The organism is Rhizobium sophoriradicis (genome assembly GCF_003939025.1).
In the GTDB taxonomy this organism is placed as follows: domain Bacteria; phylum Pseudomonadota; class Alphaproteobacteria; order Rhizobiales; family Rhizobiaceae; genus Rhizobium; species Rhizobium sophoriradicis.
Genome location: NZ_RQIH01000021.1, coordinates 98,108 through 113,184 on the forward strand (window position 1 = coordinate 98,108; position 15,077 = coordinate 113,184).

At 61.3% G+C, this 15,077-nt stretch carries 18 protein-coding genes, 1 tRNA gene and 1 rRNA gene; 4 read left to right on the forward strand and 16 right to left on the reverse strand.

The genetic code is table 11. The features are described 5' to 3' along the window. Nucleotide 1 precedes the first annotated feature (1 nt). From EFR00_RS28650 to EFR00_RS28695, 10 genes are all read right to left on the reverse strand, one after another. Complete coding sequence (locus tag EFR00_RS28650; protein ID WP_077994927.1) at nt 2–328, reverse strand: DUF736 domain-containing protein; 327 nt, start codon at nt 326–328, stop codon at nt 2–4. After that, on the reverse strand, nt 294–875 hold the full coding sequence (locus tag EFR00_RS28655; RefSeq protein WP_077994926.1) for a S26 family signal peptidase: 582 nt from the start codon (nt 873–875) through the stop codon (nt 294–296). The genes EFR00_RS28650 and EFR00_RS28655 overlap by 35 nt, the downstream gene beginning before the upstream one ends. Next, nucleotides 872–1,390 (reverse strand): DUF2840 domain-containing protein, encoded by a 519-nt coding sequence (locus tag EFR00_RS28660; RefSeq protein ID WP_077994925.1) that lies wholly within the window; start codon nt 1,388–1,390, stop codon nt 872–874. Before EFR00_RS28660 ends, EFR00_RS28655 begins: the two co-directional genes overlap by 4 nt. Nucleotides 1,391–1,685: 295 nt before the next feature. Beyond that, complete coding sequence (locus tag EFR00_RS28665) at nt 1,686–2,546, reverse strand: replication initiator protein A (protein WP_077994999.1); 861 nt, start codon at nt 2,544–2,546, stop codon at nt 1,686–1,688. 17 nt (nt 2,547–2,563) lie between these two features. Further along, nucleotides 2,564–2,827: a helix-turn-helix transcriptional regulator gene (locus tag EFR00_RS28670; RefSeq protein WP_077994924.1), complete on the reverse strand. Its 264-nt coding sequence runs from the start codon at nt 2,825–2,827 to the stop codon at nt 2,564–2,566. A gap of 163 nt (nt 2,828–2,990) precedes the next feature. After that, entirely contained in the window at nt 2,991–3,530 is a 540-nt protein-coding gene (locus tag EFR00_RS28675; protein ID WP_425376257.1) for a DUF2285 domain-containing protein, read from the reverse strand. A gap of 37 nt (nt 3,531–3,567) precedes the next feature. Beyond that, the gene (locus tag EFR00_RS28680) at nt 3,568–3,906 is read right to left on the reverse strand and encodes a transcriptional regulator domain-containing protein (RefSeq protein WP_125864877.1); all 339 of its coding nucleotides are present in this window, start codon (nt 3,904–3,906) and stop codon (nt 3,568–3,570) included. 25 nt (nt 3,907–3,931) lie between these two features. Continuing rightward, nucleotides 3,932–4,195 (reverse strand): DNA -binding domain-containing protein, encoded by a 264-nt coding sequence (locus tag EFR00_RS28685; protein ID WP_077994997.1) that lies wholly within the window; start codon nt 4,193–4,195, stop codon nt 3,932–3,934. Between the two features lie 150 nt (nt 4,196–4,345). Continuing rightward, nucleotides 4,346–4,558: a helix-turn-helix domain-containing protein gene (locus tag EFR00_RS28690; RefSeq protein ID WP_077994922.1), complete on the reverse strand. Its 213-nt coding sequence runs from the start codon at nt 4,556–4,558 to the stop codon at nt 4,346–4,348. Nucleotides 4,559–4,831: 273 nt separating this feature from the next. Continuing rightward, the gene (locus EFR00_RS28695) at nt 4,832–6,013 is read right to left on the reverse strand and encodes a DUF932 domain-containing protein (RefSeq protein WP_077994921.1); all 1,182 of its coding nucleotides are present in this window, start codon (nt 6,011–6,013) and stop codon (nt 4,832–4,834) included. A gap of 320 nt (nt 6,014–6,333) precedes the next feature. Between EFR00_RS28695 and EFR00_RS28700 the strand changes: the two genes are divergently transcribed. Both EFR00_RS28700 and EFR00_RS28705 read left to right on the forward strand, forming a co-directional pair. Continuing rightward, nucleotides 6,334–7,032 (forward strand): hypothetical protein, encoded by a 699-nt coding sequence (locus tag EFR00_RS28700; RefSeq protein WP_125864878.1) that lies wholly within the window; start codon nt 6,334–6,336, stop codon nt 7,030–7,032. Further along, a complete protein-coding gene (locus tag EFR00_RS28705) occupies nt 6,986–8,131 on the forward strand; it encodes an XRE family transcriptional regulator (RefSeq protein WP_077994918.1) in 1,146 nt (381 codons plus the stop codon). Before EFR00_RS28700 ends, EFR00_RS28705 begins: the two co-directional genes overlap by 47 nt. Before the next feature lie 53 nt (nt 8,132–8,184). On the opposite strand, the gene EFR00_RS28710 is transcribed toward EFR00_RS28705, so the two are convergent. The 4 genes from EFR00_RS28710 to EFR00_RS28725 form a co-directional block, all read right to left on the reverse strand. Further along, nucleotides 8,185–8,499 carry a DUF736 domain-containing protein gene (locus EFR00_RS28710; RefSeq protein ID WP_077994917.1) on the reverse strand — a complete coding sequence of 105 codons (315 nt, stop codon included), beginning with the start codon at nt 8,497–8,499 and terminating at the stop codon, nt 8,185–8,187. Nucleotides 8,500–9,161: 662 nt separating this feature from the next. After that, complete coding sequence (locus EFR00_RS28715) at nt 9,162–9,455, reverse strand: hypothetical protein (protein WP_077994916.1); 294 nt, start codon at nt 9,453–9,455, stop codon at nt 9,162–9,164. Between the two features lie 101 nt (nt 9,456–9,556). Further along, entirely contained in the window at nt 9,557–9,958 is a 402-nt protein-coding gene (locus EFR00_RS28720) for a hypothetical protein (RefSeq protein WP_077994915.1), read from the reverse strand. A 173-nt stretch (nt 9,959–10,131) separates the two neighbouring features. Continuing rightward, entirely contained in the window at nt 10,132–12,411 is a 2,280-nt protein-coding gene (locus EFR00_RS28725; protein ID WP_077994914.1) for a ParB/RepB/Spo0J family partition protein, read from the reverse strand. Nucleotides 12,412–12,928: 517 nt separating this feature from the next. On the opposite strand from EFR00_RS28725, the gene EFR00_RS28730 reads away from it, so the two are divergent. Together EFR00_RS28730 and EFR00_RS28735 are read left to right on the forward strand one after the other, a co-directional pair. Then, nucleotides 12,929–13,123, forward strand: a complete 195-nt coding sequence (locus EFR00_RS28730; protein ID WP_125864879.1) for a hypothetical protein — start codon at nt 12,929–12,931, stop codon at nt 13,121–13,123. A gap of 12 nt (nt 13,124–13,135) precedes the next feature. Further along, nucleotides 13,136–14,863: a recombinase family protein gene (locus EFR00_RS28735; RefSeq protein WP_077994996.1), complete on the forward strand. Its 1,728-nt coding sequence runs from the start codon at nt 13,136–13,138 to the stop codon at nt 14,861–14,863. On the opposite strand, the gene EFR00_RS28740 is transcribed toward EFR00_RS28735, so the two are convergent. Then, nucleotides 14,820–14,896, reverse strand: a tRNA-Met gene (locus EFR00_RS28740). The two genes, EFR00_RS28735 and EFR00_RS28740, sit on opposite strands and share 44 nt — an antisense overlap. Nucleotides 14,897–14,992: 96 nt before the next feature. Beyond that, nucleotides 14,993–15,077, reverse strand: a 5S ribosomal RNA gene (rrf, locus tag EFR00_RS34320); the annotation flags it as partial.

Consider the following 15,077-nt stretch of genomic DNA (forward strand, 5'->3'; position numbering starts at 1 on the left):
CTCAGCCCTGTTCGTCGCGCCGGATCTTGCGCGTCCAGTGAAGGTTCCAGATATCCTTCTTTGTGTCGGATTCGAACATGCGGGCGCGGATTGGCTCGACAAAGGACGGATCGTCGATCGCGACCGAGAGATAGCTGCCGGCACGCTCGCCGGTACGGTCCCATGCCGCACCGACTTCCTGACCGGCGGCAAAGACGCGGTGGTTCGGCGCGTTCTCCACGTCCGTCTCGTCGGCCGGCAGGATGGTGACTTCGATGTCGAGGGTGAGCGTGCGGATGCGTCCGAAGAAGCCATCATCCTTGCGCGTGAAGGTACCAATCTGGCTCATGGTTTTTCCTTTCGGTGGTTGAGGAAGTGGGTGTCGGTGGTGCGTCATAGGTCCACACCGGAACGGCGCGACCGATGACGGTGGTGAGCGGAAGCGCCCCGAAATACCGGCCGTCGAGGCTGTCGGGCACGTCCCAGTTCATGAAGAAGGCCTGGTCTTTTTGGATCGTGATGCAGCCCTGCCAGACGGGCAGCGGGCGACCACGGCCGTCGCGCTCCAGTGCTGTGCCATAGACCATGTCGTAGGCGCTGATCGCCGTGCCATTGCGGCAGACTTGTGTGCCCGACAGCGCCAGCACGCGCTTCAGCAGCGGCACGCCGTTCGGCAGATAACCGCGCTGATCGAGGAAGCCCGCGAGCTCGTCGGGCGGCATCACCACGGCAAGATCGGTAACATTCAGTTCGTCGACCGGCTCTATGCGATAGAGCCCGATCGGCGCGCTCGCCGAGGCATTCCACATGAGCTTCTTTTGTGGATGGAAGAAGATCAGCCCCGTGGTGAAGAGAGCCGAAACGTAGGTCGCGATGAGCCAAGCAAAGCGCGTCATCGGGCCTCTCCTTCATCACGCGGATCGCCGATCGCCGCCCGCTTCAGCCAGGCGCGATGCTGCTCTCGCGAATAGGCGTGGAAGGGTTCGTTGACGCTGAGGCGGTGATGAAGGTGCCGCCAATGGTCAGGCGAGACCTCGGCGGGCTTGATGCCGAGCGCCTCGATCGCGTCGATGGCGAAGAGCACGGTCTCGACCTTCGGCCAGCCGTGGAGCCTGAGCAGGATATCGCCGCCGGGGCGAACGAAGGGCAGTGTTTGATAGATCTCGCCGGCGCGGACAGCGCGGACGATGTCGATGCGCGAAATCACCGTGCCATAATCGTTGGCCGCCCAGCGGACGAAGGCGAAGAGGCTGCCGGGCGCAAAGCCGACGATGCGTTTGTCGCGGCCGATCCGCTGTTCGGCGGCAATTTCTCCAAAGCGGAGCCAATGCTCGATCTTGCCCTTGCGCCAGGTGAGTTCCACCACGGTCGCATCTCTCGGGAAGCTGTCCGGCCTCTCAAGCGTGTTCATGGCGCGCCTCCCAGCCGCCGCACGGGTGGGTTCGGCGGGTCGGATCGGCCCGCAATCGGAGGATCCACAGCTGTGATTTTGCGGGGGTGCGTTAGGCAGAATCCGAAGGATTCTGTGTTAGGTAAGTTAGAAGGGGCCAAATTGCCCGTTACGCGCCAATGGGTTACGAGGCGTTTGCGTTCCCGATAGCACGGGGATCGCGTCCCTGATAGCACGGGCTTTGCCGTTCCCGATAGCACGGGCCCATCCACAGCTTGTCCACAGCGGGCCATCTCACGGTTTGACGGTCGAGGCCTCATGACATCGCTCCCGAAGTCCGTCGTGCGGCGGAACGTTCAACGCGCGCAGGACGAAACGTCAGCCGCTCGCGCCCGTCCGGGTCAATCGACAGGGCCAGCCGATAGCCGACCAGTGGCTGGCGGGCGACAATCGCCCGCAGCTCGAAGCGGAAGCGACGCAACGGAGAGAGGCTGCCGGATTTCAGATGCAGATGCTCTAGATCGAAACTCCACCCCCAGCTCTGGCGGCCGCCATGCTTGCGCACGAGGCGATAGAGCCAGCGTTCCAGGCCGCCGGTCAGATCGAAATAGGCGTCGTCGATCGTCAGGATCAGCGCATTGTCGAGAACACCCGCATAGAACCAGTCCGGCAGGATGAGCTCGATGCCAAGCGGCCTTCCCTTGTCATCCAGCCGCTCCTTCCATTCGGCGATCCAGGAAAAGCGATGCCGACGCCGCTCGGACGGTTGGCGGATCGAAGTGACGACGGTGGTCGATTGCAGCCGGTCGAGCGCCGCCTTCAGCCGCTCATAGCTGCGGGCGGAGTCGTCGCGATTGATGAAGGAGAGGATTTCGTAAGGGGTGGCCGACATGAACCGCGATGTGCGCAATCCCTTGTCGCGCGCCTCGACGATCTGTGACGCCGCCCAGATCAGGATGTCCGCATCCCAGATCGTCGCCATGCCGTGCTCGGCGGTCGCCTCGACCCGAATGGCCACGTCTCCCATCTTGAAGTCGATCGGCCGGACACGGCGCGATTTGGCGAGCGAGAAGAACGGCCAGGACATCAGGTCCTGTGCGTCTCTTGCCGCGATATCCCCGCCCCGCGCCTGGAAGAGTTCGAGCTGCTGGCCCTGGTAAGTCCGATGCGTCGTCATGGGAAAAACCGCGACCGTCATCGCGCCGTGCCGGCAGCGGGAATGAGCGCCGGCGTCACCCGCGCTTTCGCGGCTTGAGACGTCGACTGCCGCGCGGCGGCTTCCACCCAGGCCTCAAGATCGGCGACCGAATAGACGACGCGGCCGCCGAGCTTGCGATAGATTGGGCCTGTTCCCTCGCAACGGTGCTTTTCCAGCGTGCGGGGAGAAAGATCGAGCAATCGCGCGGCTTCGGGGGTGCGCACGAAACGCGGCCAAGCGGGATCGGTTTTCTGCTGCATCTGCGGTCTCCGTCACAACCGCCACGGCATTGGCGGAACGGCTGCGAGGATGGCGAAGATCAGAGGGCGACACGGAGTGACAAAATGCGCGCGCTCCTGTGAGTGTCCCCCCATCGCAGGCACGATGCGGGGGCAGCCGGGTGCGCGAGATCAAAAGTTCTGATTATTCGGAATCTGGCTTGAGCAGGCGGAGATAGCCGTCCTTGATCAGCTGCTGCGCGGCCTTGAGCAGACGGTGCAGACGGCGGCGTTCCGGGCAATTCTTCCAGTCTATGGAGCGTAGCTTGTTCAGCGCCGGGTTCCACAGCACGCTTGCCACTTCCTGCCGGGAGGCGCCCTTGCTGACGCCGTCCCAGGCGCGGAGCATCAGGCTGAAGCGATGAATGCGATAGGGGGAGAACCGCTGCCAGCGGGGCACTGGAACGGACGCTTGGATCAAGAGCCAGCGATGCCACCGCTGAAGGCTCTGGATGCGTTCGGGAAGGTGTGCATCGAGCGGAATGAGAATGGCGGCCTTGAGCGGCGCGTCACCGCCTGGAAACCACAGGCGATGAAGACCGTCGACGTCGCGGATGTCGACGTGGAAGCCGCCGGCATCCACGGCGTGTTCCGCCGGGAGAGTTTTGGGTTCGAGGGAAAGGCAGCCTTCGAAGCCTAGTGGCGCCGGCGTGATGATCAGTGTCGCGGGAAAGAGCTGCGGCAGCCAGACAGGTTTGGATTGTGTGGCCGGCCGGTACGGATCAGCCGGGAAACGTGAGACCCCACTGCCGGGTCAAGCCCTCCCTGGCAGCGATCAGCGCGGCAGTGTCCTTGCCGCGTTCATCCGTCGCTGCCTTGTAGTGGGCTCTGTATTCATCATTGCGGCGAAGGAATTCGAAACTGATCCCGCCTCGATCGAGCCGCCCAAGTTCCTCTTCGAACTTCGGCGAGCGCCAATCCTCTAATGGTTCCATCGGCAGTCCTTCCGGTCCAGAAACATGAGAGAGGCGCACATGTATCCATCCGGACTCGAACGGAGCAACCCCCATATTTGGAATGAAGTCGCCCCCCAATGCCCGCAACGCGCGCACGGAGATCATGGCAGCAACGTGACGTTTCAAGAGGTTACTGCATGCGCCCGTCGAGCAGATGCCGGTAACCCTCCTTCGTCATCCAGCGGGCGCGGGCGAGATGGGTTTCATGGATACGCCTGGCGCGATCGAGATCGGCGTCCGGATCGATGCCGAAGATGATCTTCACCGCTTCGCGCCAATCGGCGCCCTCGGCATCGGCGTCGAGCAAGCGCAGATAGGTCGCGAAATGCGCCTCGTCATAGTCATTGACGCGGTCGGTCAGCGGCGGGCCCTCGTCGCGCAGGGGCTTGTTCATCGATCGATCCTTACCGTGCGGGCGTGTTTCATTCTGGTCCTGCCCCATCGACCCATTAAGAATTTCACAAGGGCAACGTTCCGGCAAGACAACATTGGGGTTATTGGCGGGCCAGTTTGTGAGATGTTTCGGTGAGCGCTGGTGCCGACATCACGCCTCGTCGCGCAGGAACTCGATCGGATCGACGCCGAGTGCAAGGGCGAGCTTCTCGAGCATGTCGATGGATGCCGCGAACTCTTCGCGTTCCAGCATGCCGACATAGTTGCGGTTGACGTGAGCACGATGGGCAAGCTCTTCCTGCGACATGGACTTCTCATGTCGGACGCGACGCAGGTTTCTGGCGACTCTCTCCCTCAGGCTCATGAGCGAGGAGTCACCAGATACCCAATATACTACCACCCAATATATTAGGTATTCGGCCCGATGGCCAGTGGACGGACGGAAAGTTTGTGTGCCGAAATAGCGAGCCGGGCGCAGCCCGGCGAGCGCGCTGCCAAAGCGGGAATACCGCTATGCCGGAAAGATGGGTTCACGGCTCACGTCGAATACGGCAGTTTCCAGCGCGTCGACTTGACGCGCGGCGGGCCGGCGGACCGGAAGCGAAATCCTCCCTCGCTTCCGGTTCGTTGTTTGTGATCAAACCCGCTCAAGCAGGCTCTTCGCCTTCGCCTCAAGATCGAGCCGCGTATCCTGATGCGACTTGGTGCGGGCGTGCGCCGTTATTCCCTGCACGAAGTCGAAGACGCTTTCCGGCGGGCGCCCTTCCTCCTGCAAGACGACATCGATGATCTTGCCGGTTTCCGCCTTGCTGAAACCGCGCTTGCGCAGGAACGTCTGCCGATCCTCGTCAGTGTGGGCAACGATCCGTTCCCGCGCCGCCTTGATCCCGGCCACGAATGGCGCGGGCGACGAATTGGCGAACGAGCGCAAGGCGGGTGCTGCCTCATGCGCGAACCGCTGCGCCGCGAACTTCGAATGCCTGATGGTGATCTCCTCGAAATTTTCGCAACCCCACAGGTTGCGGTTCATGCAGACGGCGCGGAGATAAAAGCTTGCTATTCCCAGCGTCTTGCTGCCGACTTCGCTGTTCCACGCATAGAAGCCCCGGAAATACAAATCTGGCTCTCCGTTCGGCAGCCGTCCGGCTTCGATCGGATGCGTATCGTCCACCAGAAACAGGAAGACGTCGCGATCGCTGGCATAAAGCGTCGTGGTGTCCTTCGTCACGTCCACGAACGGATTGTGCGTCATCGTCGCCCAATCCAGCACGCCCGGCACCTTCCACATCGTATCGCCGACGCCGTCGCCCGCGATCTTCATCACTGCCGAGACAAGTTCATGATCCCAGATGCGGCCATAGTCGGGACCGGTCACGGCACGCAACTCGATGCGACCGTCTTCCGCTTCCAGCGTCTTGATGAGTTCCGCCCGATGCGACAGCAAGCCATGCTGCAGATTGATGCCAGCCAATGGCGCGGGAAGCTGGCGCATATAGGTTGCCGGTGCGCCCACGAGGCTGCAAAGCTGGCCAAAACTCCAATGCGTCGGTGCAATGGGTTCTTCCTGTCCGGGAACGAGAAGCGCGAGCCGTTCGGCATTGTCGCGGCTCGCTTCGACCCGTACGGCGCGGCTTTCCACGGTCCGGGCCGTTGCACGATCCGCTCTCGCCTTCACGGCGTCGTAAAGCTCCGTCAACGACAGATAGCGCTCGTCGTCCGGCCTAGAAAACCATTCCGACGAAACCCGCCCGATCCGCTCGCCGCGCGAGATGTCCACCTTGAAACCATGCTCTACCTGCTGGCTATTCATGACGTTCATGTCCTTGCTCCTTTTCCCTTGGATGCCGGAGGCATGTCCCTCGACATGCTTCCCGGGGGCGCGCGAGCGCGCGGGGATGGAGGGGGCAAATGCCGGCGAGCATGGCCGGGCTGCCAGCGTGAGCGGGACCAGGTGGAGAAATCGGGAGGTGATAGCTGTGATCAGTCCTGCGAACCGGCGGCCCTGCCATGCGCAGGCGGCGTTTGCGGGGAGCAAGGGGGAAAGTCTCCCTTGGCTCCCCATGATGTAGATGTGGACAAGAATATTCAGGCAGTGAATATTTTTCTGAATATTTTGACAGCAATCGCCGGCGCAGCTATATGGAAGATGTCGAAATGGTAGAAGGCGATTCGGACTTGAACAGAGACAACGCGCTGCTCGCTGCTCGAGAACAGTTTGAAGCACCAATCTGGGCGCTCATCGGAGAGCTCGAAGGCACCCTGGCCGATTTCGCAAAAGTCCGGCATGTGGACTTGGGCGACCCGAGGGCGACTGGATCGGTGCTGAATGGGGCACTGCCCGACGCCGCCGCGGCGGCCAGTCTTTCCGATCACGGATTGTGTGTCGACTATTGCGAGAATGGTCAGAGCAACAAGATTACCGGCACCCTTCCCATTGAAGGGAAGAACTATACAGTTTGCTTCGAGCTTCATTTGGCGGGGCCGCGCGGTGGTACGTCCAAAGCAGCACATCAATTCGCAGCCTTTGACATTGAGCGGGAGCCCACACTCCCTGGCTTTGAAGTGGAAGCACCTTCCGACCTCCTATTTTTTATCGCCTGCCATCTTAGTGGTACAGGTGCTTCAGTTGCGCGGGCGTATCTCAAGTTCGCGGACAAAGTCGACCAGCGGAAAATCGAAATCCATCGCGGTGCGGCCTCTGAGGCTACTGGCGTGGCGGAACCCGCCCCTGTAGATGGGCCGAGCGGAACAAAGGTGACGTTGAAGAAGGTAAAAGGAGACGAGTTCAAACATGGCAGCGAGACCAATAAACGGGGAGATGCTGCTTCTAGCTCGTAACAGACGCGGAAAAACTCAGAAGGAATTGGCCGCAGGGACAGGGGTTGCTCAAGCAGCGATCTCTCGTATCGAAAACGGCACCCGAGACGTGCTTTCGTTGGAAGAGATCCAATCGATCGCGCGTTTCTTGGGATTCCCGGTAAGCTTTTTTTATGAGCAGGAGCTGCTTTACAGGACTCCAATGAGCCTTCACGGTGCAGCGTTCCGGAAGAAGGCTGCTGTCTCCGCCAAAGATCAACATGCTGTCATTGCGCTCGCCAATCATTTCGTCTTCCAGTTCCGCAGACTGTTGGACGCAATCGATTTAGAACCGGAATACCAGCTTCTGCAATTTGAGGTCGTCGATAGCCAGTCGAGTGTCAGCGAACACGCCGGTGCGGTGACATCGGCCAGCATGGCGGCACTTCGTGTGCGCGCGTCATGGCAATTGGGGGATGCTCCGATCGGAAACCTCGTGCGATATGTCGAATCGACCGGAATCCTTGTCGTCGAAGGTGACTTCGGCGAGGCCGACATCGATGGCGTCACCCTCCGGCCGACTGGCATGAGGCCGGTCATCGTCCTTAATCGGAATCGGCCTGCAGATCGCAAGCGCTTTAGCTTGGCGCACGAATATGGACACGTCGTGCTTCATCCCTACCCGTATGAGGCGATGGAGAAAGAGGCGAATGAATTTGCGGCCGAACTCCTCATGCCGCAAACGGGGGTGTTGGCGGATCTGAAGCGGGGACTATCGATCCCGAAGCTAGGGCAACTGAAACAGAAATGGCGGGTTGCTATGTCCGCGTTGATCTACCGAGCCAAGTCACTCGGCGTCATCTCAGATCCAAGTGCTACCCGTTTGTACAAACAGATGAGCATGTACGGGTACCGGACACGAGAACCCAAGGAATTCGACATTCAGCCGGAATCTGGCAAGCTCGGTAGGCAACTCGTCGACCTTCACATGAAAGAGCTAGGGTACTCTTTGGAGGAATTGGCTGACGCACTTCGAACAAATCCACATGAATTTGCTGAAATGCACAGCCTTGCCCCGCCAGAAAAGAACTTGAAAGACGGCAGCAAGCCAAAGCTGCGGCTTGTGGCGAGCCGCGACTGAAGCCGCTGTTGAGTAAAAGGCCCCGCTTGCGCGGGGCCCTGGCGGTGGCTGGATCAGTTGCTGGCGCGTCGGCGCGACCAGATGAGGGCCAGTTCCTCGCCTTCGGTCTCGACCAGGCTGGCGTAGATTGGGGCAGCGAAGCTCGGATCGTCCAGCTTGACGGAAAGGTAAGAGTTGCCCTTGTCGGACTGCTTCTTCCAAGCGGCTCCGAACTCGACGGCCGTTGCCAACACGCGGTAGTCCGGGCCGTTTTCGGTGTCGCCCTCGGCGGGCACGAACTTCACGGACTTGACGTTAAGGGTGAGGGTCTTGACCGAGCCCGAGATTTCGCCGGTTTCGGAACGGGTGAAGGTGCCGATGGTAGCCATGATGCATTGTCCTTTTTGCTGATCGGATCGCGCCTATCGCGATCTCGATGACGGTCGTTGGACCGGGGACGATCGGGCCGCACCAGAATGGCCGGAATGGAATGAAGGGCGGCCGACAGCCGCTTTTTTGATTTCGCGATGCAAAGTCGGCCATCAGGCCGGCGGCGGAAAAAAGCGGATGTCGGACGTTGCGGAATTGAGATCGAGGCGGCCGTTCGCCGCCGGTCTTCGGTCAGACCAGATCAATCGAGTTCGCATTGGGCGTGATCTTGTGGGTGGAAACGGGACGACCGCATCATGGCTACCATCGACGCCTTCGCCTACCCGTGGACAACGGTATCTTCGGCACGCGCAACACCGGCACCGTGTCATCTAAGCCTGTGAGTGTTTTCCGCCATCGCGACGGCGGGCGTGATGGCCAGAGTACTGTTGTTCTCCGCCGCCAGCCGCGCTCGGCGTAAGTTGGAAGTGGCTAACGGCATGGTCGCCACAGTCCATCCCGCCAAGCTGGATGATCCGCGTTTCGTCGTTGAACTTGCATGGATGGCTTGGACAGGGCACCGGACTGCTCTTCAGCCCGGTGCGGTGCTACGTTGTTTCGCGTGAGAGTCACCGCCGGCCTTGCACTGACGGGACCAACCGGAACGACAGGCCCGGCGCTGCTAACCCACCGTTTCCACAATTTCGTAGCTCTTGAGGAAGGCGCCCATGCCCTCGTTGAGCAGCGTCAGCAAGTTGGCTTTCGAGACGGGAAGCGTTTCGATCTTTTCGATTCGGAAGGCAGGAAGCTCCTCATCCGCCGACTTCAGATCGTCGTGTAACCTCATGACTTCGGCTTTTACCTCTTCGAAGCTGGCAAAGTAGACGTCCGAAATGCCGGTTTCCTTCCAACGCGGCTCTTCGTTGTCGCTGACCACGGAGTAGGTGAACAACTCGAATGATTGATCCTGCTTCATATGCTTCTCCTGCTTCATTGAAGTCGAAGCGTGCACATTCCCGTCGCATGGGAAACCCGCAATACTGTGAATCCTACATAGACGGCCACCGCCGGGGCGCTTCATCTCAGTCGGGCGAGCCGCGCCGCTGCCGAGAAACCGACGACTGCGCCGCAGGCTAGGCAGAAGAATTGCCTCGTAGGTTCCGATACAGACGCAGCACCAACCGCGCCGTGCATGAGGGCATATCCTGCGACAGCGGCAGGCACTGCATAGACGACGGCGACGACAAGTCGGGCAGTTTGATTGCGCAAGACCTCCCAGAGGTAAACGAACAGCGCGAACGACAGGGTAGCGGCGACGATGGCAACGATGCCAGCGACTATCACTCCTGCGCCGCATGCGTGCGCGAGGCGGAATGCGGCAAGGCCAAGCATGAACGGCAGGGCATGGGTCGCCAGCGCAAAGGCAAGTACGCACATCGCAACGGACAGCGTGACAGCCAGGAGGATAATCGGCGTCATGGCAACATTCCCCGCGCACTCTCGACATCTGGCGACGATGTGATGCTGCGCGTTTGATAAAGGTGGTAGCCGTGTTTGCGTCGAGGTCACGGCCGCGCCCTTGTGGCGCGGCCGCAAATTTTCCCGATGTGGAGAATTTAGGCCGGAGCGCTGTGGCTCCGGCCAAACCCTGTTCACTCAGCGGCTTCTGAGAAGACAGGCTCGTCGTGCGTGCCGTCGTCTTCGGCATGCACATGGTCCCCGTCTTCGCCCCACCCCTCCGCTTCGCGAGGATCGACGTCCCCGCTGGTGGTCGGGACCGACGCCTCTTCGTCCACAGTGCCGTCACCTTCAGAGGCCAGCAAAGCTGGCCGCTCGGTGCGCAGGAGCGGGGGCAACCAATCGGTTTTCCCGAGAAGATGCTCGGCAGCCTCCGCCATGGGCGTCTTCTTCATGTCCGCGATCCGCTCCGCCGCTTCGTTGCCGCAGGCCTCCCGCACGGCGGCGAGAATATGCGCCTTCGTGACGCGGCCAAGATAGCTGCGAACGGTCGGCCTCCAATACCGGCTCATGTCCAAAGTCAGCGCCGTTGCCAACCTCTCGGCGGAGCGCTGCGCACGCGGGCGCTGCTCCCATGGTTGCTTGACGGCATTCACGGTCAAGGATGCGCAATGGGCAAACAGGGCCATGACGCTCACCGGATCCAGCCCGGCGATGAAGTCCCAGAGATCGGCCACGTCACGCGGCATGTCCGTCGCCCAACCCGCATGGCGATCCGCCAGCATCTTCGCCGCCGCCGTATCCTCAATGCCGTCCGCATGACCGGAAAGCGCGGCACTGGTGGGCCGGATTTCGAGGACGTGGGCGTCCATGCCGCGATAGAAGGTCTGCGCGGCGAGCGCATGGGTGACGGCGATCAGCGCGATATCCGGCTGCTCGCCAAGGGCGAGGCGAAGCCCAAGCGTCCGATGCGCGGTCAGGTCGCGGGTGAGAATATCGGAAACCGGCTGCGTAGCATCGCCTTCGTCGTCCTCCGGGGCCTGATTGGCGGAACCGTAGGGCTGGTCACCTCCCTGCCCTTCCGTATCCTCGATGACTTCTCCGTCCGCATTGACGCGCACGCCATCGATGACGGTTATCCCATCCTCTGCGCCGTCCGCTTCGGGTCCCGGCTTTTCGTCCTCCGGTCGGATGAAGCCGCGCTCGATGCGAGCCGTGCCCTCATAGTTGAGCGAGACGAATGCGCCGCCGACGGGCACTTCCTGCGGGTCGTAAGCATGCCGCAAGGCGTCAAGGCGCTCGATCTCCGCTTCAAGCTCGGAAAAGCGCTGATCGACGTCGGGCGGCAAATCTTCGTCGGTATTCTCCCATTCCGCCGTCAAGCGGTCGAACTCCTCCTGTGCCGCCTCGCGAGCGGCAAGGTCTCCCACCGAAAGATCGACCGGCTGCGGGTAGACACGGCGGAGCCCATGGGCGTGCGGGTAGTCGATGAAGACTTCCGTCCATTTCCATCCCTCCGTTGCCTTTAGCTCGGCGGCGATATTTTGCAGCTTTTCGAGGACCAGCCGGTCCAGAAGGGCAGCGTCCTCGAAGTATCCGCCGCGATCCTCCGTAAACAGGTCGCGCAGGATCGACCCGCCCGCGTCGATATAGGCTTCCGCGCCGATAAACATCGCCTTTCGGTCGTTTGCCTGCACATGCGTCCGTGTAAGCTCGCGGCGGATGATGTAGGCCTCGCGATTATAGCCGAGGCCGTCATAGACCTGCTCCTGCCGCATATGATCGTCGGTGACGGCGAAGGCCATTAACTGTTCAAGGGTCAATCCACCGTCACGATAGACCTGCATCAGCTTCGGGCTGACCGCACCCAAACGAAGCCGCTGCTTCACCACATGGGCAGTCACGCCGAAGCGGGCGGCGATTTCTTCCGCACCCCAACCCCGGTTTTCCGCAAGCGTCCGGAAGGCCTCCACTTGGTCGGCAACCGAGAGATTGGTACGTGACTCATTCTCGTCCAGACTGATTTCGAACGGATCGTTTGTCGTATCGATGACGCAGCGGACCGGCTCCGTCGGTTCGATCTCCTTGCGCTTGGCGCGCAGGACCTGCGCCAGCCTGCGGCCTTCACCGATGGTCACCAAGTAAGAACCGGTCGGCTCGCCATCAGCGCCGAATTCCGGTTCGACGACAAGGTTCTGGAGAATGCCCTTGGCGGCGATGCTCGCCGCATAGGTTTCGATCGTCTCGTTGCTGTGCGGGGTCTTGCGCGCATTGCGCGGCGATTTCTTGAGCTTGTCGAGCGGGATCAGGATTTCCCTGCCGCTTGTGGCTGCCGCCGCACTGCTCTCCGGAGCGGGCAGAGCCGCAATCACATCCGCCGCAGCGTCTGCGATGCTGAGCACGTTTTCGTCCGTTGCCAAATCGTCCGCCGTCGTGATCGTGACGGCTCTCGCCTTCTTCGCTGTCCTTGCCATTGTTCCAATCCTTTCTTTGGTTCAATGCCGGAGGCATGTCCCCGACATGCCTCCCGGGGGCGCGTGAGCGCGCGGGGATGGAGGGGGCAAATGCCGGCGAGCATCGCCGGGCTGCAGGGCGAGCGAGACGGATCGGAGAAGTGAAGGCCGGGCGGACAGTGCCACGGCTTGCGAGCCGGCGGGCCTGCCATGCGCAGGCGGCGTTTGCAGGGGAGCAAGGGGGAAGACCCCTTGGCTCCCCTTTAGGCACGTCGCCCGTTGGTCGGCTTCCAAGGAAAAATGTGAACGAAAAAATCGATTTTGGGGGATTCGCCCATCGCGATTTTCCGCTATGGTTGCGCCCGAGCTTGCTGTCTCCGCCGCACGGACTACGCCCGAATGCGCCCGAGACGCGGGCCAATCAGTGTTTTGCGCCGGAGTTCGCCACAATGCCCGGGAATTCGCATTCACAGATCGGGGCTTTCAGCCCAATCTTTGCCCGGAACGGATTGGTCCGTTCGTCGGCGAGGATGGCGTTGTGGCAAGACAGAAGGGCACAGCCGCAAAGCAGGTTCGGGTGGACCTTCAACCCTCCGCGACCATGCCGGTTTACGATCCGAAGAAACCGGATCCTCGCCTTCGCGATTTCGTGCGGCTTCTCGCGCGACAGGCTGCCCGCAAATTCGTCGAAGCCGAACGGGAGCGCGCGTCCCGCGATCGTTTCCCCGACTAGGGAGACCGCCGCATGAAGGTCGCGCTCTACGCCCGATACTCCTCCGACAATCAACGCGATGCCTCGATCGAGGATCAGCTACGTGTTTGCCGCGCCCGCGCCGAGCGTGAGGGCTGGACGGTGGTCGACAGCTATTCGGACCGGGCGATTTCGGGCGCGTCGCTGCTCAGGCCTGGCGTGCAGGAACTGATCGCCGACGGTCTCAAACGCCGGTTCGACCTGATCCTGACGGAATCTCTCGATCGGCTGTCGCGCGACCAGGAGGACATCGCCGGCTTCTATAAGCGCATGCGCTTCGCCGGCGTCAGCATCGTCACCCTTTCCGAGGGTGAAGTCAGCGAACTGCATATCGGCCTCAAGGGCACGATGGGCGCGCTCTACCTGAAGGATCTTGCCGACAAGACGCGCCGCGGCCTTCGGGGCCGGGTCGAGGACGGCAAATCGGGTGGCGGCCTCTGCTACGGCTATGACGTCGTGCGCCAGATCGACGCTTCCGGCGAGGCCAGTCGCGGCGAGCGGACGGTCAACAAGGCCGAGGCCAATATCGTCCGCCGGATATTTGCCGAATATCTCGCCGGCAAGTCGTCGCGAACCATCGCGATGCTGCTGAATAGCGAGGGCGTGCCCGGACCGCAGGGCAGCGAATGGGGCCCTTCGACCATTCATGGCAATCCGAAGCGCGGGACCGGCATCCTCAACAATGAGCTTTATGTCGGCAAATTGATCTGGAACCGGCTTCGCTACCTGAAAGACCCGGACACGGGCAAACGCGTGTCGCGTCTCAATCCGGAAAGCGACTGGGTTGTCCAGGATGTGCCGGAGCTCCGGATCGTCGACCAGAGCCTCTGGGACCTGGTGAAAGCGCGGCAAGCGCAACTGGCCATGGAACCCGGAACCAAGCCGGGCGACAATCTTCCTCTGAACGATCGCCGGCGTCCGAAGCATCTCTTCACCGGCCTCGTCAAATGCGGCTGCTGCGGTGGCGGCTATTCGATGATCTCGAAGGACATGCTCGGCTGCACCAATGCCCGCACCAAGGGAACCTGCGACAACCGGCTCAATATCCGCCGCGACACGCTTGAAGCGAGCATCCTGAACGGACTCGACACGCACCTGATGGAGCCGGAGCTCTTCAAGGAGTTCTGCGAGGAGTTCACCCGGGAAGTGAACAAGGCCAGGATGGAAGCACGCGCATCGCTCGACTCCGCCGAAGCGGAGATCAAACGTATCGACCGTGAACTCGACACACTTCTGGATCTCATTCTGAAGGGTGGCGCCGCTGAACGGATCAACGAGAAGATGGTGGGTCTCGAGAAGCGGAAGAAGGAGCTGTCGTTGATGCTCGATACGACGGAAGCGCCCCCTCCGCTGCTGCATCCGAACCTCGCCAAATATTACCACGACGAGATCGCAGCCCTTCATGACCAGCTCGGCGATGAAGAAACACGGGCGCGTGCCGCGCAGGTGCTGCGTACGCTCGTCGAGCGGATCGAACTGGTCCCCAATGGCGGTGAACTGGCGATCGTGCTGCGCGGCGACCTCGCGGCGATCCTGAAGTTTGCATCCGGCAAGAAGGATCCGGCCTTCCTTGCCGAAACGGACGTGCTCGAAGGGTTGCTTCGTAGTTCTGCGGATGATGGAGTGCAGAAACGCAAAAAGCCCCACGGAGGGGGCTTTTGTGGATCGCAGGGATCGTTGGTTGCGGGGGCAGGATTTGAACCTGCGGCCTTCAGGTTATGAGCCTGACGAGCTACCGGGCTGCTCCACCCCGCGGCGTTATATTAACACGAAAGGCCGCTTTGTGAGCGGCCCTTTTGATCGGCTTTGGGCCGTTGGATGTGATGAGAAGATTATAGTTGCGATTTGCAGACCTGGCAGCGACCTACTCTCCCGCGTCTTAAGACGAAGTACCATGGGCGCAGGGGCGTTTCACGGCCGTGTTCGGAAAGGGAAC

What these genes read in the sequence shown, in the direction of transcription:
- EFR00_RS28720 (WP_077994915.1), bottom strand. Translation starts at nt 9,958, where the DNA reads ATGACGCCGATTATCCTCCTGGCTGTCACGCTGTCCGTTGCGATGTGC.
- EFR00_RS28650 (WP_077994927.1), bottom strand. Translation starts at nt 328, where the DNA reads ATGAGCCAGATTGGTACCTTCACGCGCAAGGATGATGGCTTCTTCGGA.
- EFR00_RS28680 (WP_125864877.1), bottom strand. Translation starts at nt 3,906, where the DNA reads ATGATCTCCGTGCGCGCGTTGCGGGCATTGGGGGGCGACTTCATTCCA.
- EFR00_RS28665 (WP_077994999.1), bottom strand. Translation starts at nt 2,546, where the DNA reads ATGACGACGCATCGGACTTACCAGGGCCAGCAGCTCGAACTCTTCCAG.
- EFR00_RS28725 (WP_077994914.1), bottom strand. Translation starts at nt 12,411, where the DNA reads ATGGCAAGGACAGCGAAGAAGGCGAGAGCCGTCACGATCACGACGGCG.
- EFR00_RS28735 (WP_077994996.1), top strand. Translation starts at nt 13,136, where the DNA reads ATGAAGGTCGCGCTCTACGCCCGATACTCCTCCGACAATCAACGCGAT.
- EFR00_RS28685 (WP_077994997.1), bottom strand. Translation starts at nt 4,195, where the DNA reads ATGAACAAGCCCCTGCGCGACGAGGGCCCGCCGCTGACCGACCGCGTC.
- EFR00_RS28660 (WP_077994925.1), bottom strand. Translation starts at nt 1,390, where the DNA reads ATGAACACGCTTGAGAGGCCGGACAGCTTCCCGAGAGATGCGACCGTG.
- EFR00_RS28705 (WP_077994918.1), top strand. Translation starts at nt 6,986, where the DNA reads ATGGCAGCGAGACCAATAAACGGGGAGATGCTGCTTCTAGCTCGTAAC.
- EFR00_RS28710 (WP_077994917.1), bottom strand. Translation starts at nt 8,499, where the DNA reads ATGGCTACCATCGGCACCTTCACCCGTTCCGAAACCGGCGAAATCTCG.
- EFR00_RS28715 (WP_077994916.1), bottom strand. Translation starts at nt 9,455, where the DNA reads ATGAAGCAGGATCAATCATTCGAGTTGTTCACCTACTCCGTGGTCAGC.
- EFR00_RS28670 (WP_077994924.1), bottom strand. Translation starts at nt 2,827, where the DNA reads ATGCAGCAGAAAACCGATCCCGCTTGGCCGCGTTTCGTGCGCACCCCC.
- EFR00_RS28690 (WP_077994922.1), bottom strand. Translation starts at nt 4,558, where the DNA reads ATGAGCCTGAGGGAGAGAGTCGCCAGAAACCTGCGTCGCGTCCGACAT.
- EFR00_RS28700 (WP_125864878.1), top strand. Translation starts at nt 6,334, where the DNA reads ATGGAAGATGTCGAAATGGTAGAAGGCGATTCGGACTTGAACAGAGAC.
- EFR00_RS28655 (WP_077994926.1), bottom strand. Translation starts at nt 875, where the DNA reads ATGACGCGCTTTGCTTGGCTCATCGCGACCTACGTTTCGGCTCTCTTC.
- EFR00_RS28695 (WP_077994921.1), bottom strand. Translation starts at nt 6,013, where the DNA reads ATGAACGTCATGAATAGCCAGCAGGTAGAGCATGGTTTCAAGGTGGAC.